We start from the raw sequence: 20672 nt of genomic DNA on the forward strand, positions 1-20672 counted from the left end.
TTTTTTTATTTTCTTATCCCTATCTCTCAGCAGAAATGCCTGTTTCACAAATCTATAAAAACAACATTATTCACGGTGTCTTCGTATACGGCGGCTTATTAAAGGTATTGGCAAAAGAAAGTATTATTCGTTTCTTTAAACATTTTGGACCGGTAATGGCAATTGGATTTAGTACATCTAGCTCTAATGTATCTCTTCCATTTGCTATGAAAACCGCACAAGAAAAACTTGGAGTTCCAAAAGCGATAAGCTCTTTTGTACAACCACTAGGTGCAACGATTAATATGGATGGTACTGCCATTATGCAGGGTGTCGCGACTGTATTTATCGCTCAAGTATACGGGGTTGAACTTACATTACCGCAATTAGCTATGGTCGTATTAACTGCAGTACTCGCTAGTATCGGTACTGCAGGTGTACCAGGTGTTGGACTAGTAATGCTTACGATGGTTTTAAATCAAGTAAATCTACCAGTAGAATGTATTGCTTTAATTATTGGTATCGACCGTATTCTTGATATGTCGAGAACAGCTGTAAATATTTCTGGCGATGCAATTTGCGCAATGATTGTTTCAAAATCAGAAGAAAAATATAATACGGATCAATCTGCAGCATCTTAAGTCAAAAAAGGAGTGAAATGATTCACTCCTTTTTTGACTTGCTTCCTTTTTTCGAACGATATTCTTTTCCTTTGTTATCATTACCTGTTTCAAATTCAGTGCTGAACTCCTGCTGGAATTGCCCTGATTTTGGTGAACCTTGATTTCCACTTCCTTGACTACCATTACGATTCGTCATATTTCCCCCTCCTTCCTTTATTAGTAGTATGGTACATATTTTCTTTTTTATAATCTTTTATACACGAAAGAAGACCTCCCTATACAAGGAAGGTCTTCTTCGTCATTACGTAAGCGTTTTCTTACTTATAATTATTTAAATAAGTTTTTTAGAAATAGATATCATTACATTCATTTCGTCTTCTGAAAGTGCGGAGAATCTTTCTTGTAAATATTTCTTTTTCTCACCTTCCATTTTCGCCACTAAATCTTTCCCTTGTTCTGTAATCTCTAAATATACAACTCGGCGATCTGACGTAGAACGTGAACGAGTGACAAAACCTTTATTAATTAATTTTTCTGTAACGGCTGTAATATGACTATTCGACACATTTAACTCATTCGCTACACGTGATACCATCTCTTTATTCGTGCGATTCAATATTCTAAGGACGATGAACTCATTCCACGGTATGTAACCACCAAATATTTTTCCAAGATCATTACGCAACGTGCGAAACATAGCAAAAACATTTGTCGATAGTTCTTCCATTAATTGCTCTCGATTTTGAGACAAATTTGACAGCCCCTTTTATTTCATTTAGTTAAATAAAAACCTTATTAATAATTTTACATGAAATCTTACTTTTTGTCACCTTATTTTCCCATAATCCGTAGTTTTTTAACAGATATTTCATGGTACAATGAAATTAATTTTCCAGAAAAAGGAGTTGGGATAATGAGTGAAGAAGACAAACTTTCTAATCTCAGTCTAATAGATAAGACTATTATTATTAGTGTTGTTATTCTTATTCTCACTATATTCTTTGCATTTATATTCTTTGTATATGTAGGAATCTTTCAAATTACAGGTATAGAATATTCATCAAGAACAGCTCTCCTACTCTTTTTTTTACTTATTCTTTTATTAGATGGTATTACATATTTTATATTCATTTTCTTTAAAGCGCTCCTACATCCAATGATGACAAGTATGCCCAATTGGCTCTCAATTGCTCTTCTCTCCATTATTGAAATTACACTAGATTGGTTCGTCATTCATACTGCCGACGACTGGATAGAGAGCATACAAATGTCAAATACAGCTGAACTATGTGTCGCACTATTTCTTTTCATACTAAATAAATTATTAAGCGATAAGAAAGAGTAAGAATACAAGCTTTTCTATATAAAAATTGGTACAATGAAAGCAAATCATACTAAAGAGGTGTTACTTATGAACTTACAGCAATGGGCTGATAAAGGCATGTCCTTTGATACATATGTGAATGAAATGAAAGTAAACCAATACGAGCTACTACACATTTACAGTAACTTTTTAATTCCAAATGAATTACTTCCAGTTTTAGAAGAACGTCAAAATGATGGCTGGCGCGTTATCGTACTAACAGCTGACTGGTGCGGCGACGCTCTTTTATGTGTACCTGTTATGAAACGAATTTCTGAAGTTGCAAATATCGATATGCGATTATTAATTCGTGATGAAAACCTAGAATTAATGGATCAATATTTAACAAATGGAACAGCACGTGCGATTCCAATCTTTATTTTCATTGATAAAGACGGAAATGAACAAGCCGTCTTTGGACCACGCGCTCCAAAAGTGCAAGAATTAGTAACTTCTATGCGTGCTACATTGCCAGAAAAAGAAGATCCAACATTCGAGGAAAAACAAAAAGAAATGTATGCTAATTTCCGTGCTACCTTAGCTGATGATACTTCTCTTTGGGAACATGTAATGGAAAGCATGATTGAAAAAGTAGTAAAATAAAAAGCATGCCGAATTCGGCATGTTTTTTATTTTACAAAATTATAATCCTTTTTTCTGAGAATATGCAGCATCTACGCACTCTGCTAAACGTTCCATTTCACCCATGTATATTCCACGTGTCATCCACCCAGTCAACTTGTACATAATCTTATATAAAAAATTCTTCGGTTCAAATTCTACGATTAAAGTAATCGATGTACCTTCTTCATCCTCTTCTAACATATAAGTTACAGCTGTATAACCTTGCTTCATCTCACATCCAACTGAAACGATATAAGGTGCTTCACACTCTAAAATTTCCGCCTCAAACTCATATATTTTCTTACCCATCTTTTGCACAGATACATATTTATCACCTTCACGGGGATTGTTTATATCTACATTTGGAGGATACCTATTTTCTACCATAAAGGTACTCCATTCCATTATTTTCTCATCATTATTTACATAATCAAACACAACATCAATTGGTGCTGGAATTACTATTTCTATTGCAAAACTCACTAAACTGCTCCTCTCAAATACCCTATAAATTTTATTTATATTAATATAACAAAATCATTATGTCATATTTTACATAGTGAAATACAAGTAAATGAGAGCAAAAATTTTATTTTCTCCTGCTATAAAAGAAATACCCTATAGAATAGACCTTTTTCAAGCGTCTAATCTATAGGGTATTTCCGATAATTTATTCTTACATAAGGAAGAAATAGAATACCGCTGCTAAAATGAAACGATAATAAGCGAACGGTGTTAGTTTTACACGAGCTAATAATTTTAAGAATGAAACAATTGCAAGCATCGCAACAACAAATGCTGTAATAAATCCAGTTGCAAATAATGGTATATCAGCCGTGCTTAAAATATCCCAGCTTTTAATTAAATCTAATCCACTTGCAGCTACCATCATTGGCACTGCTAAAATAAACGTATATTCCGCTGCCGCTGTATGTGAAACACGAGCTAGCAAACCACCACTTATTGTAGATCCAGAACGAGAAAATCCTGGCCAAAGTGCTAAACATTGGAACATCCCGATTGTAAATGCTTGCTTATATGTGATTTCATCTAACGTTCTCGCTGTACTTGGTTTTGAAAACTTCTCAGCAACAATCATTAAAATACCACCAGCTACTAAGCTAATAACAACCGGTCCTGGACCGAATAAAACTTCTTTAATTGCACTATGGAATAATACACCAAGAATTCCGGCAGGAATCATCCCGATAATAATATGTAATAAATTTAACGATGGTCCATCTGTTACTTTCCCTATTCCGACTAATGACCATAAACGCTTCCAAAATATAACAACAACTGCTAAAATCGATCCCAATTGGATAACAACTTCGAAAACTTTCGCTCTCTCATCGTCAAATCCAAGTAAATGACCTGTTAAAATCATATGTCCTGTTGATGAAACTGGTAAAAACTCTGTTAAACCTTCAACAGCACCCATAATTATTCCAATTAACCAATCAGCCACAAGTAGTGCCTCCTTAATAACGAATATGTAATTTTTTCACACCTTATCATAATACCTTATCCCTTTTCAAAGTGCATCCTTTTTTATTGATTTCATTTGTTGTATACGCGTATTTCTTTTCTATTTTTTGATTAAATTGTATGATAATAAGAGTTTGTTTTTTATGTTGAAAGGGGATTTTATGAAAGAAACTACTTCATTCTCACAAAAGTTAAAGCAATTTGTCTTACTCTTTTTCCCGATTTTTGTAACGCAAATGTCATTATTTGCGATGAGCTTTTTTGATACGACGATGTCAGGACATGCAAGTCCTACTGATTTAGCAGGTGTTGCTATCGGAACGAGTATATGGCTTCCAGTTAGTACGGGATTAACAGGAATTTTAATGGCTACTACTCCTATTGTTGCACAACTGATTGGATCAAAGAAAAAAGAGGATGTTCCCCACGTTGTTATACAAGCAGTTTATTTAGCAATTTGTGCTAGTTTCGTTGTCATCCTTATCGGTTTCTTCGTTGTTTCACCTATTTTAAACGGCATGCACTTAGAAGAACCTGTAGAACGTATTGCTGCACAATTTTTAAGTATTATCGCAATTGGAATTATCCCTTTATTTACTTACACTGTCTTACGTGGATTTATTGATGCATTAGGAAAAACTCGAACAACGATGATTATTACATTACTATCATTACCAATTAACGTCGTATTAAATTACTTATTAATTTTTGGGAACTTCGGTTTCCCTAAACTCGGCGGTGTCGGTGCGGCAATCGCTTCTACAGCAACATATTGGTGCATTTTAATTATTACAGTCATTATTATTCGGACGAAAGAGCCTTTCGCATCATTTAATATCTTTAAACAGTTATACCGCCCTTCTCTTGCAAGTTGGAATACATTTTTAAAACTTGGCGTCCCTATCGGATTTGCTATCTTTTTTGAAACGAGTATTTTCGCTGCAGTAACACTTATGATGAGTAATTTTAGTACAACAACTATTGCAGCACATCAAGCAGCTATGAACTTTGCTTCCTTGTTATATATGACTCCGCTCAGTTTAGCAATGGCAATGACGATTGCAGTTGGATTTGAAGTTGGTGCAAAACGATACAATAATGCAAAACACTATGGATTTATCGGGATTGGGTTAGCCCTTGCATTCGCTCTTTTGTATTCAATTCTTCTTTATTTCTTTGATGATGAAATTGCTTCTATTTATACGACAGATGCAAAAGTTCATCATTTAGCAAAAGAATTTCTTATATTCGCGATTTTATTTCAAATTTCAGATGCGATTGCAACTCCAGTACAAGGAGCGTTGCGTGGTTATAAAGACGTAAATGTTGCCTTAATTATGACATTGATCGCTTATTGGGTGATAGGCCTACCTCTTGGTTACATATTAGCAACTTATACTGACTGGGCCGCAAAAGGTTATTGGATCGGTCTTATTATCGGTCTGGCATTTGGTGCAAGCTTCCTACTTATCCGTCTCTTTCAAGTACAAAGAAAATATACAACACAAAACAGTCGCTAATGTTATAGCGGCTGTTTTCTTCATGCATATTTTTTCTTGTAACGTGTAACATAATGAAAAAGAAAGGTGGGTACATATGGACGAAAAACAAAAGAAACAATCATTCGATGAAGAATTCGCACCTGAAATTTCACCTGGATACAGGCAAGATGTACATAAGCCACCTAAATATAAAAACACCTCTTTTTTAATGGGCATTACCATTTTCGCAGCTGTATTACTCGTACTCATTATTTTCGTCTATTTTTAATGAAAGGTGGCTTATTATATGAAGAAACAAGAATCTGATCGTTCAAAAAGAACTGTTAAAACAGAAAAAGGATATGCAGGAGATTCTGTTCATACACTAAAACAAGTGGAGCAAGGAAACTTATACATTGCTCAAAAAGAACTTGGGCAACAAAATGAAAATCTTTAAAGTCCCTCTTCTACTAGAGGGTTTTTTATTGTACATACTGCTTTTGCTCCAGCACCATAAATATATTATTAACCTTTACAATTTTCATGTCATAATTTAATTTAATTTCATTTCACTTCTCTTATCATTTTCAGTACCAGTAACGTACGCTACAGCATGATAGCAAAAACTCTCATCTGTCACTTCACGTATCTCCTCGTTTGTAAATTTATACTCTAAATTCCGAAAACGATTTGGATAATAATTTTTCATTAATTGTTCATGCCCTCTATTTACAAATAGCTCTTCGCTTTTTATCTTCACATCTTCTTTATTATCAAACTCAAACACTGATAGTTGTGCTGTCACAAAGTGTTCTCCTATCATTTTCATTTCTTTATCAGTTAAAATTTCTATACCCTTGTTCTTTATTTCCTGATTTAACTCGTACTGATCTATCGATTTAAAGGTAGCAAAAACCGTCTCTTTATATGACTAAAACAAACCAAAAGCGATACATATAAAAATGATTACTATTCTTTTCTTCGTAATACACACCAACATTCCTTCAAATTATAATTATAGATTACCACAAAGAAAGAAGATTCTGATATTATAAAGTGGAATAATTTAACTTTTACTTAGAGATGAGGAGTGACTATGAACTATTACAAGCAATATATAAAACAAGCCCTGCCTGACCTTTCTATACATTCATATAGGCAAAATGAAGAAGGCTGGGATAATATAGCGGTTATTATAAATGACGATTTACTCTTTCGTTTCCCGCGAAGACTTGAATATGCAAACCGAATTCCGTTAGAAAAAGAACTATGCACCATTCTTTCTCATTCATTACAAAGAATCGAAATTCCTAAGTATCACCTATTGTATAAGAATGATTGTGATACTGTTCCATTTTGTAGCTATTATCCTCTCATTCATGGTAAACCGTTAAAAACTGAAATAGTTGCCAAGTTAGAGAAAAAAGAACTTGAAGTAATTATTACACAATTAGCCACTTTCCTTGCGACTTTACATAGTATTCCTTTAAAACGTGTTGAAACGCTAGGATTCCCTATCGAAAAAACACTTACCTACTGGACAGAGCTACAAACAAAATTAAATCAATATCTTACTAACAGTTTTACTTCATTACAGAAATCAGCCTTAAATAGTTTATTCGAAAATTTCTTTGCCAATATAGCTAAATCTACCTTTCAAAATACAATCATTCATGCTGACTTTACACATCATCACATTTTATTTAACAACCAAAGCAAAACCATTTCAGGTGTTATCGATTTTGGAGATGCCCAAATTGGCGATCCCGCTTTTGATTTTGCTGGACTATATTATGATTTCGGTCATGAGTTTACTACATCTGTATATGAACAATACAGTGTACTTGTTTCTCACCACGATCCATTACTCATTCACCGCATCACTACCTTTTATCAATACAGCCCTTTACTACATAACCTTATTTATAACATTGAGACAAATAACGAAATAGAATTAAACAAGAGTAAAGAACAATTGAAAGCAATATTACAGGGACGAGATTAAATTCTCTCCCTATATTCTCTCTCTTCATACATCATTAACTTTTTATCCATTTCAACAATAACTTTATACAATTGAAACGCCTGTAAAATTTGCAGTTGAATTCCAAAAGGAGCATTCTGTTCTTTTAACCATTGAAATACTTTCGTTTCATCTTTCATTGATTATTCCTCCCTTTATCCCGCTATTTGCCGGGCAGTAAGACCCCCACTGATTAAAGTTTCACTTTATTAAAATCTGCTACAAATATACCGTAAATGATGAAAAGCTTTTCATGTCAATAATAAAAAGGATGCAAAATGCATCCTTTAATGTACGATATTTTTCTTCTGCAACATTTCCTCTTTTGCCTCTTCCACTTGGCATTCACTACGAAAGGCACAGCTCATGCACTCAGAACGAAAATTTCGCTCTGTGTAGTGCTCAGGTTGTTGCAGCATTTCTTTCATTCTAAATAAATCATCCATTCCAGTTATAATATCTTCTTGTTTTGGAATGTACTCATACTTAGTTCCTTCTATTAAATTAATAACTTCTATTCTTCCTGGAAGAATGCCGAAAGCTTTATAACTAAACACAGTCATTAGCTTCTGACAAAGAGCAAGCATTTCTTCATTCGCGTCGACAACATACTTTTTAATTACAAATGATTGTTTGCCCCACTCACCAACTTCAAATGTCAATGAAATATGAACACCTAACTCTTCCATATATGTTTGAAACTTCTCATATAAAAATAACGGCGGTGCCTGACTCTCATCTCGTTCAACAAACTGTAATAAGTGATCTGTTAACTTCGCTAAAACAATATAGTACTCTGCTTTGGAAGCAAACATATTAACCCTTACTTTTTTCCAATATTTCTCTATTAATATTAAAAGTAAAATTTTCGTTTGTTGGCCCGCTGGTAGTGTGTAATACTCCTTAATAATTTGATTCACAATCATTTGTGCTATTTGTTGCCATTCAAATGAAGATGGTTCTCTTCTTTTTATATGACGGAAATAAAATTTATGTGGACAACGCATAAAATCATATAAATGATAATCTGTCATCGTTTTAATTGAGATTCTCTCATGCAATTGCTCTTCATCTCCCTTCTGCCATTAAGAAAGGTGTTTTACAAATTCAGCTCCAAACTGTAAACATTTCTCTACATCTTCATCTTCTGGCGTCAATTCTACTTTTAGTCCTTCTAACACAACTGCTGCCCCGCGCTCCTGCAGCTTTTCTATTAAAATATCAACCGCTACACCGTATTTCGGATAAGCCGAGTCACAAGAACCGAATGCTGCTGCTTTTTTACCAGTTAAGTTAATCGCATCCATTGCATCATAAAAATCTAAGAAATCATCAGGAAGGTCACCGTCTCCCCAAGTATAAGCTCCTAAAATAATACCGTCATATTGTTCTAATATAGAAGCTTCTGGTGTATCCATAATATCAATGACTTCAATCTCATTTTCTGTTTCACGAATCGCACCCGCAATATGATCGGCCATTTCCTCTGTATTTCCACTCATACTTGCATAAATCATTATTAACTTACTCAACTGAATCTCTCCCTTTACTATGTATCGCTTTTTCTGTTTGACTTGTATTCTTCTCGCCTACATATTCAGAACGAATTACATTTCGTTGCCACTCAATATGCTTATCGACATCTTTATTTTTATTTTCTAATCCCCTTCGTAAAAGGTGAAATGTTTTTCTCATTAAAATTCCTCATCTATCTAACTGATAATAATTATCAATTTCATCTACACACTTAGATTAATTGAAATTGATAATCAAAGTCAATAACTATTTTTAAAAAAATAGTTAAAATGTACAAGCTTGTCCGTTAGCTATTCATATACTATAAATGAGCATAGTTCTTTCTCAGCCCTCTCTGACGGAAAGAAATAGAAGCAACTGCGATAGAGCGCAGTTGCCTTTTTTTATTCTTTATACGTTTCTAGTAACCTTATAGTTGTCTCTAAAAATAGTTCAACTCCATAAATTAGGGCTGATTCATCCACATCAAATTTCGGATGGTGATGAGGATAACAAGTATTGATACTTTTATTTCCCGTCCCTATTTTAATGAAACAACCAGGTGCTTTTCTTAAATATGCTGAAAAATCTTCTCCTCCCATAGAAGGTTCAAGATGCACAATACGCTGATTTCCGAACAATTTCATCGCACTTTCTTCTACTATTTTCGTAATGTACTCATTATTAATAACTGGATCATATCCGTAACGATACGTATATGTATAATCCCCTCCATGAGCTTCTGTAATTCCTTTCACAATTTGCTCAACTTTCTCTTTTGCTTCCTCTCTTAATGTTTGATTAAAAGATCGAACAGTTCCCATTAAAGTTGCTCCATTTGGAATAATATTATCCGCCATTCCCCCATGAAATTGTGTAACTGAAACTACCCTTTGCATAAAAGCACTTGTATTTCTTGATACGATATGCTGTAAGTTTGTAACAATTTGTGCTCCAATAGCAATAGGATCTACCGTTTCTTCCGGCCGCGCCGCATGCCCTCCTTTTCCGTTAATTTCAACTGTAAACACGTCTGGTGCTGCCATCATCGGCCCATACACAATTCCAATCTTTCCGCTTTCCAATCCAGACATAACATGTAAACCTATTACATAATCAACACCATCCATAACACCTGCCTCAACCATTTCTTGTCCACCGCCAGGATATACTTCTTCTGCATGCTGAAAAAACAGACGAATTTCGCCTACAAACTCTTCCTTTATATTTGCTATCGTCTCTGCGACACTTAACAAAATAGCAGCATGTGCATCATGCCCACATGCGTGCATGATACCTTTATTGACCGATGCATAGGACTTTAGTGTCTCTTCTTGAATTGGTAATGCGTCTATATCCGCTCGAATAGCAACTACTTTTCCTTTTTGCACGCTCCTTTTAATTGCTAGTACACTATACTTAGTCGGTCTTGTTACTTCAAAATAAGAAAATGAACATAATGTATCATATATAAATTGCGAAGTTTCTTTTTCATGAAATGATAATTCTGGATATTTATGAAAATGCCGTCTCCATTTAATAATGTTTTCTTCTGAAATAAGATCCTTCCACACGCTCTTCACCAGAAATTCCTCCTTTTAAGAAACTTTAGCAATTCATAAATTAACTATGAAAAATTTAAAGATACAAACAAATATTGCATTTCTATACATTCTCCCAGGCCACTTTTATACATTCACACAATCTACTTTCTATTTACATGTCAAACCCATTACAAATTCATGCTGAATGTAATATAATTGCTAAGTTAGGGATTTTCTTTTTTAGTATTTAGTGCTAATATCAGAAAAGAGCCTTTTGTCTTATTTTTACCTAAAATGTGGAATTTTGTTTTTTTCACAATAATGTAGGACATGATACCTACAAAGAGCTATTATTTCATTAAGAGAGGGAAAGACATGGAAAGATTAAAAGAGATATGGTCTCGACCACTCACACAATGGGTTGCAAAGACGGTTTATTACCTTGCAATTTTATTTGCATTACTTTGGTTGTATGGATTCCATGATACAAACACAAGTACATTTATTTACAATGAATTCTAGGGTGGGAACGTTATGAAGTTATTAGAACAAATTGAAAAGTGGGCTGCAGAAACGCCTGATCAAACCGCTTTTGTTTGGCGAGATGCGAAAATTACGTACAAACAATTAAAGGAAGATTCTGATGCGTTAGCACATTGGATTTCTTCTGAGTATCCAGATGATCGTTCACCAATTATGGTGTATGGCCATATGCAACCTGAAATGATTATTAACTTTTTAGGATGTGTAAAAGCTGGACATGCTTACATTCCTGTAGATTTATCTATCCCAGCTGATCGTGTACAACGTATCGCTGAAAATTCTGGTGCGAAATTACTTTTATCAGAAACAGAAGTAACTGTAACTGATTTACCAGTTCGCATTGTAAGTGAAGACAACTTAAAAGATATTTTCTTTACTCATAAAGGGAACATTCCAAATCCTGAACATGCGGTAAAAGGTGATGAGAACTTCTACATTATTTACACATCAGGAAGTACAGGTAATCCGAAAGGGGTTCAGATTACTTATAACTGCCTTGTTAGCTTTACAAAATGGGCTGTAGAAGATTTCAACTTACAAACAGGGCAAGTATTCTTAAACCAAGCACCTTTCTCATTTGATTTATCTGTAATGGATATTTACCCATCATTAGTAACAGGTGGTACACTTTGGGCAATCGATAAAGATATGATTGCACGTCCAAAAGACTTGTTTGCTTCTTTAGAGCAATCGGATATTCAAGTATGGACTTCGACACCATCTTTCGCTGAAATGTGTTTAATGGAAGCATCTTTCTCTGAGAGTATGCTACCAAACATGAAAACATTCTTATTCTGCGGTGAAGTGTTACCAAATGAAGTAGCTAGAAAATTAATTGAGCGTTTCCCGAAAGCAACAATTATGAATACGTACGGTCCAACAGAAGCTACTGTCGCTGTAACGGGTATTCACGTTACAGCAGAAGTGCTTGATCAATACAAATCACTTCCAGTTGGCTACTGTAAATCAGACTGTCGCCTTCTTATTATGAAAGAAGATGGCACAATCGCACCTGATGGTGAAAAAGGTGAGATCGTAATTGTCGGTCCAAGCGTAAGCGTTGGATATTTAGGAAGCCCTGAATTAACAGAAAAAGCATTTACTATAATTGACGGTGAGCGCGCCTATAAAACAGGCGATGCTGGCTATGTTGAAAATGGTCTTCTATTCTATAATGGTCGTCTTGATTTCCAAATTAAGCTGCATGGTTATCGAATGGAATTAGAAGAAATTGAGCATCATCTTCGTGCGTGTTCTTACGTAGAAGGAGCAGTTATTGTTCCAATTAAAAAAGGTGAAAAATACGATTATTTATTAGCGGTTGTTGTTCCTGGAGAGCATTCGTTTGAAAAAGAATTCAAATTAACATCTGCAATCAAAAAAGAACTCAATGAGCGTTTACCAAACTACATGATTCCACGTAAATTCATGTATCAATCTTCTATTCCAATGACACCAAATGGAAAGGTAGATCGCAAAAAATTATTGAGTGAGGTTACAGCATGACCGCATATGGATCATTTTATTTTTTCGCTATAGTGGGCATTTTATTAATACCTACTATCATAGCTGGATTAAAAGGTAAAATGTTGCGTAAATATAATGCCGTTTTAACATTAGTAATGATTGCTATTATCTTCTCTGATAAACCGAAGCAAGCAATGATGTTAGCTGCATTTATTATTTGGCAATACGCCCTTATTAAAGGCTATTTACTTTTAAGAAAACAAAATAATAGTACATTCACGTTTTGTATAGCTGTTATTTTATCAATTTTGCCACTTATTTTGGCAAAAATCGCACCGTTTGCATCATTTTTACCTGAGTTGAAACTTGTTGTTTTTCTAGGTATATCTTACGTAACATTTAGAGCAGTTCAAATGGTATTTGAAGTTCGTGATGGTTTAATTAAAGAACTTTCTTTCTTTAACTTCTGGGAATTCGTTTTATTCTTCCCTGCGATTTCAACAGGACCTATCGATCGTTACCGAAGATTCCAAAAAGATATTCAAAAGCCACCTAGCGCTGAAGAATATCAAAACTTACTATATACAGGACTAAATCGTATTTTCCAAGGTTTCTTGTATAAATTTATTATTGCTTACTTAATAAAGCAATATTTTATGGATCCAGCATTCGCTCAACACGATACAATCTTTTCAAATATGATTTATATGTATAGCTATAGCTTATATCTATTCTTCGATTTTGCTGGTTATAGCTCATTTGTAATTGGTGTAAGTTATATGATGGGAATTAAAACGCCAGAAAACTTTAATAAGCCATTCCTTAGTCGTAACATTAAAGACTTCTGGAACCGCTGGCACATGAGTTTATCATTCTGGTTCCGTGATTTTATTTACATGCGTTTCGTCTTTTTTGCAACGAAGAAAAAGTTAATTAAAAACCGCTACACAATTTCGTATATCGGTGCATTTTTAAACTTTTTCATCATGGGAATTTGGCACATCCAAGGAAGCGCTGTTGCTCAGTATATTATTTACGGTCTATATCATGCCGCACTGTTTATTTTATTCGATATTTTCGAACGAAAAAACAAGAAGCATAAGTTTTGGCCAAATAATAAATTTACACGCGTCCTTGCGATTGTAATTACGTTCCACGTTGTATGTTTCGGTTTCCTAATTTTCTCTGGACACCTTAACAGATACTTTTAATGCACTCTTCTTATTCCATTAAGAAGTTGCACATATAATATATTCGGATATAAAGGAGATTTTAAAAATGGCAGAATTCAAAGAGCAAGTATTAGATATTTTAGAAGAAGTATGTGAAAACGATATTGTGAAAGAAAACTTAGATGTTCAATTATTTGAAGAAGGTATTCTTGATTCTTTCGCTGTAGTATCTTTATTAGTTGAATTCCAAGAGCGTTTAGATATTGAAGTTTCTATTTCTGATTTTGACCGTGATGAGTGGGCTACACCAAATATGGTTATTAAGAAGTTGGAAGACATCCGATGAACAAAGCAAAATTTGGTCCGATGCTTTTAGCATTGGCCCTTTTTGCTGTATTCTTACTTATTCCAACGCGCTTCCTACTTCCACTTTTAAGTGATGAAAAAGTAGAACAAGCTGCGACTTCTTTAAAAGAAGAAAAGATTCAAAGTATGATTTTACAGCAAAAGATGTTAGCAGACCCGAAATATCTTCCGATGTACGGTTCATCGGAATTCGCACGTATGGATGCTTTCCATCCATCGAATTATTTCAAAGTAAAGCCTGAAGGATTCACACCATTCCTGCTTGGACGCGGCGGAACACAAGACCTTGTACATGTATTAAACTTAGCATCGACAATGGATCAATTGAAAGATAAAAAAATGATATTCGTTCTTTCTCCGCAATGGTTTGTACCACAAGGTATTGATGAAACGCACTTTGCACCTAACTTTTCAAAACAACAAGGTTACCACTTCATTTTCAACGATGATTTAAAACCTGAAATGAAAAAACAAATTGCGAAGCGTTTATTAAACTTTGAGATTGTTAAAAAAGAAACTTTACTAAAAATTTCGCTTGAAGGTATCGCCTACGATGATACAAAGTATAAAGTAAAAGCACTTGCTGCTAAGCCTTTCGCTTATATTTATCGTAACATTTTAGATCGTAAAGATTTATTTACAGCAATGTTTGATATTAAGCCGCATAAAGAAACGCTTGATCCATCATTGAAACAAATGAACTGGGAAGAAGCTCGTAAGCATGCTGATCAAACAGGTGCAGTAGAATCAGGCTCTAACGAATACGGTATCGAAGATGATTACTTCAATAGCAAAATTAAGAAGAAATTAAAGCAACGTGAAGGTTACTTAAAAAATGATGCTTATGACCAATCACCAGAGTATGAAGATTTACAAATTGTACTTGATTTATTAAAACAATCTGGTGCAAAACCACTCTTCATTTCTGTTCCTGTAAAAGGTCCTTGGTATGATTACGCTGGCTTCCCGAAAGAAAAACGCGAATTATACTACAATAAAGTTCATGAGCAAATTAAGAAAGCTGGCTATCCAATTGCTGACTTCTCAAATCATGAATATGATAAGTACTTCTTAAAAGATCATATGCACTTAGGTTGGAAAGGCTGGGTTTACATCGACGAAGCTATCCAACAATTTTATAAAGCAAACTAACGAAAAGACCGCTTGAATTATTCAAGTGGTCTTTTTCTATATACATTTTGTAATTGTTCGATTACATTCTCCGCTTCATTCATGACACGTTTCACTACGTGCTGAGCTGATTCCGTTCGTGCTAATGATGATGCTTGTCCCGCCCAAAGCGACATATACTCTTCCTTATTTTGCTTCGCTGCTTCTTGGCGTATTTTAGAAGTTAATACGTTTTGCACTGGATACATCGGTAAATTCTCTTCTCTTCCCTCATGCTTCTCAATAAATTCATTACGAATACCCCGTGCATATTTCCCGGAAAACGCACGGGTTACAGTTGTACTTGTATCTGTACTATGTAAAATCGCTTCTTTATACACATCATGCGTAATACTTTCTTCACTCGTTAAAAAGGCTGATCCCATTTGAACAGCTTCTGCCCCTAATGCAAATGCCGCAACAAGCCCTTGCCCATTCATTACACCACCTGCTGCGACAATCGGGATATGAGGTACTTCTGCTACTAATTGCGGAATTAACGCAAACGTACCAATCATAGCATCACGTTCTTTCCCAATAAACGTTCCTCTATGCCCTCCTGCCTCACTACCTTGCCCGACGATAATATCTACGCCTAACTCGGCGAGTACTTTCGCTTCTGCTACATGGGTAGCTGTACCGACAACTTTTATTCCTCTTCTTTTTAATTCATCTATTTCTTCTTTTTCTAACGTTTGAAATGCAAAGCTAACGACCGGTACTTTTTCCTCTAATAATACTTGTAATTGCGCTGCATAGCTTTTCGGCAGCTTTAGCGCCTGTTCTCCCTCTATACCTAGTTCTCTATTCACCGATTCAAGTAATACGTTCGCCTCTTTTACCTTTTCTTTTTCTATCTTTACCTCTTTTGTTAAAAGTAAATTAACACCAAATGGTTTATCTGTTAACTCCCTTATCTTATAAATAGCTTCACGAATTTGTTCTGGGCTCATATAGCCAGCTCCAAGCGTACCTAATCCTCCTCCATTACTTACAGCTGCAACGAGCTCTGGCGTTGTAATAGCACCTGCCATCCCAGCTTGAATGATAGGATTCTTCACTTGTAATATTTCTGTAACTCGGCTTGTAAACATCATTTTCCCTCCTACTCTCCTTATACCTTCTTTATGTGGCATGTTTTCCCCTGCTTTTGCAAGGATTGAACCCTCACCGCTCGAATATATTGAAAGAGAAGGAGGGAATACAATGATTTATCCAAATGCATTAAAACACGGTGACACTGTAATGGTTATCGCCCCATCAGGCCCACCAACGCCCGAAAATGTTTTAAAAGGTGTGAAAGTACTACAAGAGATGGGATTATCCGTATTAATTGGAAAGAGTGTTTATGAGAAGTATGGCTATTTAGCTGGAAGTGATCAAGTTCGTCTTGATGATATACATGAAGCATTTGCAAATACTAAGGTCAAAGCGATTTTCTGTGCACGGGGTGGTTACGGAAGCGCTCGCCTTCTCCCTTACATTCAATATGAAATCATTCAACAGAATCCAAAGATTTTTTGGGGATATAGCGATATTACGGCTTTGCATACTGCCTTTTCACGTTATGCGGAGCTGGTTACTTTTCATGGTCCAATGATTGAAGAATTAGGAAAAGGTATAGATTCTTTCTCTTTATCTTCTTTCAATCAACTCTTCCATCCGTATTCATCTATCTTATATGCATCAGAATGTATCGTACCTACCTCTCCATGTACAGTTACAGGCACATTAGTTGGAGGGAATTTAACTGTGTTAACAAGTATAATTGGCTCGCCCTATGAGATAACTACGGCAAATAAACTTTTATTGCTTGAAGATATTGGTGAAGAACCTTATCGCATTGACCGGATGTTAAATCAACTACTTTTATCTGGACAGTTTAATGAATGCAGTGGCGTTATTTTCACAAGTTGTCACGACTGCACCCCTTCTAAACCATCCCAATCATTGCAAACAATATTATATGAATATTTCACACCATATAATATACCTGTGCTATTCGGTTTACCAATCGGACATATAAGCCCAAATATTGGTATTCCCCTCGGAGCTACAGCAACAATAAATACAAATAACAAAACTGTTTCTATTTCTTCTGGTATAGCCACTCCATGTTCAAATTAAAAAGGAAAAGCTGCTAAGCTTTTCCTTTTCAGGCTGTGGAGAAAGTCTTCTCCACAGCCTGTTTTTGTGTCTGAACCTCTTTTTATGTGTCAACACTGATAAAAAAGAGGAAAAGGAGAGATTTCTTATGATGGGTGCTTTAAAAAATCATCGCGATGAACGTGTATCTGTTTCTGTAGAAGAGTTAGTTCCACAAGATCATTTCCTTCGTGCGATTGAAGCGACAATTCGTTTTGATTTTATTGAGGAGAAGTTACGCCCTTATTACTGTGAAAACAATGGACGTCCGTCAATCCATCCTATCGTTTTATTCAAAATGATGTTTATTGGATATTTTTATGGTATTCGTTCTGAGCGTCAATTGGAAAAGGAGATTAAAACGAATATCGCCTACCGTTGGTTTTTAGGGTTTTCTCTATCAGATACTATTCCAGATCATTCTACAATCAGTTGGAATCGCCGTACCCGTTTTATTCATACAAATATTTTCGAAGAAATTTTTGATGAGATTGTGAGGCAAGCGACGGAGAACCGGATGGTGGGAGGACGTGCACTGATGACAGATTCTACACATATTAAGGCCAATGCTAATAAAAATAAATTTGTACATAAATATAAAAAAGAAAAGGCAAAGTTTTATATAGATGAACTAGAAGCTGCGGTAATCGAAGATCGTGAGGTACACGGAAAAAAGAATTAAAACCTAGAAAGGAAAGTGATACCCCTACTAAAAAAACTCGTATAAGCACTACGGATCCAGATAGTGGATTTTTAATGAGAGATGGAAAACCGAACGGTTTTCATTTCTTAGATCATCGTACAACTGATGCGAAGTACAATATCATTACAGATACCTATATAACGGCTGGAAATATGGCAGATTCCGAGCCGTATTTAGCACGTCTACAAGCTCAAATTAATAAATTCGGATTTAAGGTGGAAGCTGTAGCTCTTGATGCAGGCTATTTTACAGGTTATATCTGTAAGAAATTATCAGAAAGAAATATATTTATGGTGATGGGGTATCGCCGATTTGGAAAGCGAAATAAAGAAGTACCGAAAAGCCAATTTAAATATGTAGAAGAAATGAATGCATTTGCTTGTCCGATGGGATGTATTTTAGAGTATGCGACAACGGATCGCGAAGGATATCGTCAATATAAATCGAATCCAGAAGACTGCGCTGTTTGTCCGCTACGTGAGGTGTGCTTTTCAAAGAAACAGAAACAAAAAGTTATCACTCATCATGTATGGGAGAAATATAAAGATATCGCTAGAAAAAACAAGCTAACAGTTACAGGGAAAAAGTTGTATAAAGTACGCTGTTCAACTATAGAGCGAAGCTTTGCGGACGCCAAAGAACTCCATGGCTATCGATATGCTCGGTTTCGGGGGCTGAAGTCTGTCCAAATGCAGGCTTATCTCACCTCAGCTTGTCAAAATATGAAAAAAATAGCCCTCCATCTGACCAAAAAGGGTCTGGTGGAGGGCTATTTTTCTAAATTCTATTATTTTATGTTGTTTTCATTTGCTAAAATCAAAAAGATTTCAGAGTGTTGGGAACCCTAAAGGGTTTCCCAACACTCTGAAAAGGAAAAGCTGCTAAGCTTTTCCTTTTACTTATAATAATTAAAGATTCGTCCTGATGCTATATCTGCAATTTCTTCTGGAATAAATGTTTTACTCATATCTGTTCCAACATTTAATACAGCTGTCGCATCTTTCTCGATGCTACCAAATAATTCTTTTCCACGTATCGTAATAAGGGGTGTCCCTTCTGGCAACACATCTTTTACAAATTCCACTTGTGTAAAGAATGGAACGATCCATCTATCTTCTCCTTGGAAATGACGTAAACGAAGTGTGCCTTCTGTTGCCCCGTCCGCTGCTTCTAATGAACCAGCAACATAAAAATCAGTTGTTAAGAGCAATTCATAAAATTCCTTTTGTTTTTGTTTATTATCCCCTGCTAAAACTAGTACTTCTTCTATTTTCTTTACTGGAATTTTCTTCATATGATGCCACCCCTATTTTTAAAATGATTATACTTAGATTATACGAAATATTCTTATTTTTTTCTACATAATTCCGTAATTATTTTTTTAAAATAATTTTAAGACTTCTTCAGTCGTAACAATCTTAGCAAATTCATCATGTAAGTTTACAAGCGTCATATTGTGAATGTCCTCTGCACTATACTCTATTTCGTCTGGACCTATACGATTAAAAGTAGCCGTCGCATCGCTCACTAAATACGTTGTAAATCCTAAATTACCTGCCATCCGTGTTGTAGTCTCCACACAATGATTTGTTGTTAATCCTACAATCACTACCGTATTACATTTTTGCTCTCTTAATTGTTCTTCTAAATTTGTCCCAATGAACGCGCTATTAACGGATTTCTGGATAATTATTTCATTTGGCATTGGTTGCACTTCTTCTTTAAAGTTTACCGTTTCCGCATATTGATAAAACATCGACTGAACATCTTCTTTATTTACATGTTGAATATGAAAAACTGGTAGTTTCCTTTTTTTCCACTCTTCTAACAAACTTTTCATATTCCCTTCCGCAAAAAGGTTATTCCTCATGCCCCAGTACGGCAAGTTGAATGCTTCTTGTACATCAATGATTATAAGTGCTACTTGATTAAGCATACTATCCCCCTATTTAATTGGGCTGTAATTGAAACAGAGAACCCAGTTGCTGCGACGCGGTAATAAAACAAATATAGGCACAAAGCTCTACAATTTCTTTTTCAGTCCAATATTGTTTTAATATATGAAACATATTATCATCTATCGCCTTTCGGTCATTAACAAATGTATGCGTAAAAGTAACTGCTACACTAATTTCTTCTACCTTTTGCATACCATCAGGTCTTCCCTTTGCCATACAGTACGGACATTCATTCCCATACGCTAATGTTCGTCTCACTTGCTCCTTCAACTCTGCTGAAAGAGTTCCTTTATTGTACATTGTATCCTCTAACGCACTCCACGAATGTAATATATCCGGATTATGACCTAATAACTTTTGAAACTTTGTATCTCCTACATTTGATAATGAAATCCTCTCCATCATTTCCCCTCCTATTTCCTTCTGTTTTATTGTAAAATAAATAAAGTTCACTTTACATTTCATATGAATCTTAATTTATATTTTTACTTTACAAAAAATATCATTT

General features: G+C 35.0%; 27 protein-coding genes and 1 pseudogene. 14 read left to right on the plus strand and 14 right to left on the minus strand.

From position 1 onward, the window contains the following. A partial coding sequence (locus CDB3_RS17340) for a dicarboxylate/amino acid:cation symporter (RefSeq protein ID WP_256869870.1) occupies window positions 1-620 on the plus strand: 620 nt, incomplete at its 5' end. 22 nt (window positions 621-642) lie between these two features. On the opposite strand, the gene CDB3_RS17345 is transcribed toward CDB3_RS17340, so the two are convergent. After that, complete coding sequence (locus CDB3_RS17345; RefSeq protein WP_002011733.1) at window positions 643-798, minus strand: hypothetical protein; 156 nt, start codon at window positions 796-798, stop codon at window positions 643-645. A 135-nt stretch (window positions 799-933) separates the two neighbouring features. Beyond that, a complete protein-coding gene (locus CDB3_RS17350) occupies window positions 934-1353 on the minus strand; it encodes a MarR family winged helix-turn-helix transcriptional regulator (protein WP_128855354.1) in 420 nt (139 codons plus the stop codon). Window positions 1354-1515: 162 nt separating this feature from the next. Between CDB3_RS17350 and CDB3_RS17355 the strand changes: the two genes are divergently transcribed. Both CDB3_RS17355 and CDB3_RS17360 read left to right on the plus strand, forming a co-directional pair. Then, entirely contained in the window at window positions 1516-1947 is a 432-nt protein-coding gene (locus CDB3_RS17355) for a regulatory YrvL family protein (RefSeq protein WP_128855355.1), read from the plus strand. 33 nt (window positions 1948-1980) lie between these two features. Next, window positions 1981-2568, plus strand: a complete 588-nt coding sequence (locus CDB3_RS17360) for a thioredoxin family protein (RefSeq protein WP_128855356.1) — start codon at window positions 1981-1983, stop codon at window positions 2566-2568. A 39-nt stretch (window positions 2569-2607) separates the two neighbouring features. Here CDB3_RS17360 and CDB3_RS17365 read toward each other — a convergent pair whose 3' ends face one another. Together CDB3_RS17365 and uppP are read right to left on the minus strand one after the other, a co-directional pair. Then, a complete protein-coding gene (locus CDB3_RS17365) occupies window positions 2608-3072 on the minus strand; it encodes an SRPBCC family protein (RefSeq protein ID WP_128855357.1) in 465 nt (154 codons plus the stop codon). Between the two features lie 193 nt (window positions 3073-3265). Continuing rightward, entirely contained in the window at window positions 3266-4057 is a 792-nt protein-coding gene (gene uppP, locus CDB3_RS17370) for a bacitracin resistance undecaprenyl-diphosphatase (protein ID WP_071744808.1), read from the minus strand. A 181-nt stretch (window positions 4058-4238) separates the two neighbouring features. On the opposite strand from uppP, the gene CDB3_RS17375 reads away from it, so the two are divergent. The 3 genes from CDB3_RS17375 to CDB3_RS31720 all read left to right on the plus strand — a co-directional run bounded on the left by CDB3_RS17375 (window position 4239) and on the right by CDB3_RS31720 (window position 6015). Then, the gene (locus CDB3_RS17375; RefSeq protein ID WP_128855358.1) at window positions 4239-5597 is read left to right on the plus strand and encodes an MATE family efflux transporter; all 1359 of its coding nucleotides are present in this window, start codon (window positions 4239-4241) and stop codon (window positions 5595-5597) included. A 76-nt stretch (window positions 5598-5673) separates the two neighbouring features. After that, window positions 5674-5847 (plus strand): hypothetical protein, encoded by a 174-nt coding sequence (locus CDB3_RS17380; protein WP_000343684.1) that lies wholly within the window; start codon window positions 5674-5676, stop codon window positions 5845-5847. Between the two features lie 18 nt (window positions 5848-5865). Further along, window positions 5866-6015 (plus strand): hypothetical protein, encoded by a 150-nt coding sequence (locus CDB3_RS31720; RefSeq protein WP_097831811.1) that lies wholly within the window; start codon window positions 5866-5868, stop codon window positions 6013-6015. Window positions 6016-6040: 25 nt separating this feature from the next. On the opposite strand, the pseudogene CDB3_RS17385 reads toward CDB3_RS31720, so the two are convergent. After that, window positions 6041-6558, minus strand: a pseudogene (locus CDB3_RS17385) (biotin transporter BioY). A gap of 96 nt (window positions 6559-6654) precedes the next feature. Here CDB3_RS17385 and CDB3_RS17390 point away from each other — a divergent pair. Then, a complete protein-coding gene (locus tag CDB3_RS17390) occupies window positions 6655-7563 on the plus strand; it encodes an aminoglycoside phosphotransferase family protein (RefSeq protein ID WP_128855359.1) in 909 nt (302 codons plus the stop codon). Here the strand turns inward: CDB3_RS17390 and CDB3_RS31725 are convergent. The 5 genes from CDB3_RS31725 to CDB3_RS17405 all read right to left on the minus strand — a co-directional run bounded on the left by CDB3_RS31725 (window position 7560) and on the right by CDB3_RS17405 (window position 10679). Then, window positions 7560-7721 carry a hypothetical protein gene (locus CDB3_RS31725; RefSeq protein WP_002149564.1) on the minus strand — a complete coding sequence of 54 codons (162 nt, stop codon included), beginning with the start codon at window positions 7719-7721 and terminating at the stop codon, window positions 7560-7562. The genes CDB3_RS17390 and CDB3_RS31725 overlap by 4 nt on opposite strands. A 147-nt stretch (window positions 7722-7868) precedes the next feature. Next, a complete protein-coding gene (locus CDB3_RS17395) occupies window positions 7869-8642 on the minus strand; it encodes a hypothetical protein (RefSeq protein ID WP_128855360.1) in 774 nt (257 codons plus the stop codon). 24 nt (window positions 8643-8666) lie between these two features. Then, a complete protein-coding gene (locus CDB3_RS17400) occupies window positions 8667-9113 on the minus strand; it encodes a flavodoxin (RefSeq protein WP_097831816.1) in 447 nt (148 codons plus the stop codon). Continuing rightward, on the minus strand, window positions 9106-9276 hold the full coding sequence (locus tag CDB3_RS31730) for a hypothetical protein (protein ID WP_179139721.1): 171 nt from the start codon (window positions 9274-9276) through the stop codon (window positions 9106-9108). The genes CDB3_RS17400 and CDB3_RS31730 overlap by 8 nt, the downstream gene beginning before the upstream one ends. Window positions 9277-9500: 224 nt before the next feature. Continuing rightward, complete coding sequence (locus tag CDB3_RS17405; protein ID WP_128855361.1) at window positions 9501-10679, minus strand: amidohydrolase; 1179 nt, start codon at window positions 10677-10679, stop codon at window positions 9501-9503. A gap of 336 nt (window positions 10680-11015) precedes the next feature. On the opposite strand from CDB3_RS17405, the gene CDB3_RS17410 reads away from it, so the two are divergent. The 5 genes from CDB3_RS17410 to dltD all read left to right on the plus strand — a co-directional run bounded on the left by CDB3_RS17410 (window position 11016) and on the right by dltD (window position 15340). After that, a complete protein-coding gene (locus CDB3_RS17410) occupies window positions 11016-11162 on the plus strand; it encodes a teichoic acid D-Ala incorporation-associated protein DltX (protein WP_000440293.1) in 147 nt (48 codons plus the stop codon). 12 nt (window positions 11163-11174) lie between these two features. Next, window positions 11175-12689 carry a D-alanine--poly(phosphoribitol) ligase subunit DltA gene (gene dltA, locus CDB3_RS17415; RefSeq protein WP_128855362.1) on the plus strand — a complete coding sequence of 505 codons (1515 nt, stop codon included), beginning with the start codon at window positions 11175-11177 and terminating at the stop codon, window positions 12687-12689. Next, entirely contained in the window at window positions 12686-13861 is a 1176-nt protein-coding gene (dltB, locus tag CDB3_RS17420; RefSeq protein ID WP_128855363.1) for a D-alanyl-lipoteichoic acid biosynthesis protein DltB, read from the plus strand. The genes dltA and dltB overlap by 4 nt, the downstream gene beginning before the upstream one ends. 67 nt (window positions 13862-13928) lie before the next feature. Further along, window positions 13929-14168, plus strand: coding sequence for a D-alanine--poly(phosphoribitol) ligase subunit DltC (gene dltC / locus CDB3_RS17425; RefSeq protein ID WP_000807309.1), 240 nt, complete (start codon window positions 13929-13931; stop codon window positions 14166-14168). Further along, on the plus strand, window positions 14165-15340 hold the full coding sequence (dltD, locus tag CDB3_RS17430) for a D-alanyl-lipoteichoic acid biosynthesis protein DltD (protein WP_097831821.1): 1176 nt from the start codon (window positions 14165-14167) through the stop codon (window positions 15338-15340). Before dltC ends, dltD begins: the two co-directional genes overlap by 4 nt. Window positions 15341-15357: 17 nt before the next feature. Here dltD and CDB3_RS17435 read toward each other — a convergent pair whose 3' ends face one another. Beyond that, window positions 15358-16494 (minus strand): NAD(P)H-dependent flavin oxidoreductase, encoded by a 1137-nt coding sequence (locus CDB3_RS17435; RefSeq protein WP_128855364.1) that lies wholly within the window; start codon window positions 16492-16494, stop codon window positions 15358-15360. A 70-nt stretch (window positions 16495-16564) separates the two neighbouring features. Between CDB3_RS17435 and CDB3_RS17440 the strand changes: the two genes are divergently transcribed. Both CDB3_RS17440 and CDB3_RS17445 read left to right on the plus strand, forming a co-directional pair. Further along, window positions 16565-17485, plus strand: a complete 921-nt coding sequence (locus CDB3_RS17440) for a S66 peptidase family protein (protein ID WP_128855365.1) — start codon at window positions 16565-16567, stop codon at window positions 17483-17485. Window positions 17486-17612: 127 nt separating this feature from the next. Beyond that, window positions 17613-19054 (plus strand): IS1182 family transposase gene (locus CDB3_RS17445; protein WP_372708522.1). Its coding sequence is split into 2 segments (ribosomal slippage): window positions 17613-18174 and window positions 18174-19054, totalling 1443 coding nucleotides; the frame shifts between segments, so codons are not numbered across the junction. A 47-nt stretch (window positions 19055-19101) separates the two neighbouring features. On the opposite strand, the gene CDB3_RS17450 is transcribed toward CDB3_RS17445, so the two are convergent. The 3 genes from CDB3_RS17450 to CDB3_RS17460 all read right to left on the minus strand — a co-directional run bounded on the left by CDB3_RS17450 (window position 19102) and on the right by CDB3_RS17460 (window position 20629). Then, a complete protein-coding gene (locus CDB3_RS17450) occupies window positions 19102-19500 on the minus strand; it encodes an SseB family protein (RefSeq protein ID WP_128855366.1) in 399 nt (132 codons plus the stop codon). A gap of 87 nt (window positions 19501-19587) precedes the next feature. Then, entirely contained in the window at window positions 19588-20142 is a 555-nt protein-coding gene (locus tag CDB3_RS17455; protein WP_128855367.1) for a cysteine hydrolase family protein, read from the minus strand. Window positions 20143-20155: 13 nt separating this feature from the next. After that, window positions 20156-20629: a carboxymuconolactone decarboxylase family protein gene (locus tag CDB3_RS17460; protein ID WP_128855368.1), complete on the minus strand. Its 474-nt coding sequence runs from the start codon at window positions 20627-20629 to the stop codon at window positions 20156-20158. Window positions 20630-20672 lie beyond the last annotated feature (43 nt).

Source organism: Bacillus sp. CDB3 (assembly GCF_002081505.1).
In the GTDB taxonomy this organism is placed as follows: domain Bacteria; phylum Bacillota; class Bacilli; order Bacillales; family Bacillaceae_G; genus Bacillus_A; species Bacillus_A cereus_AT.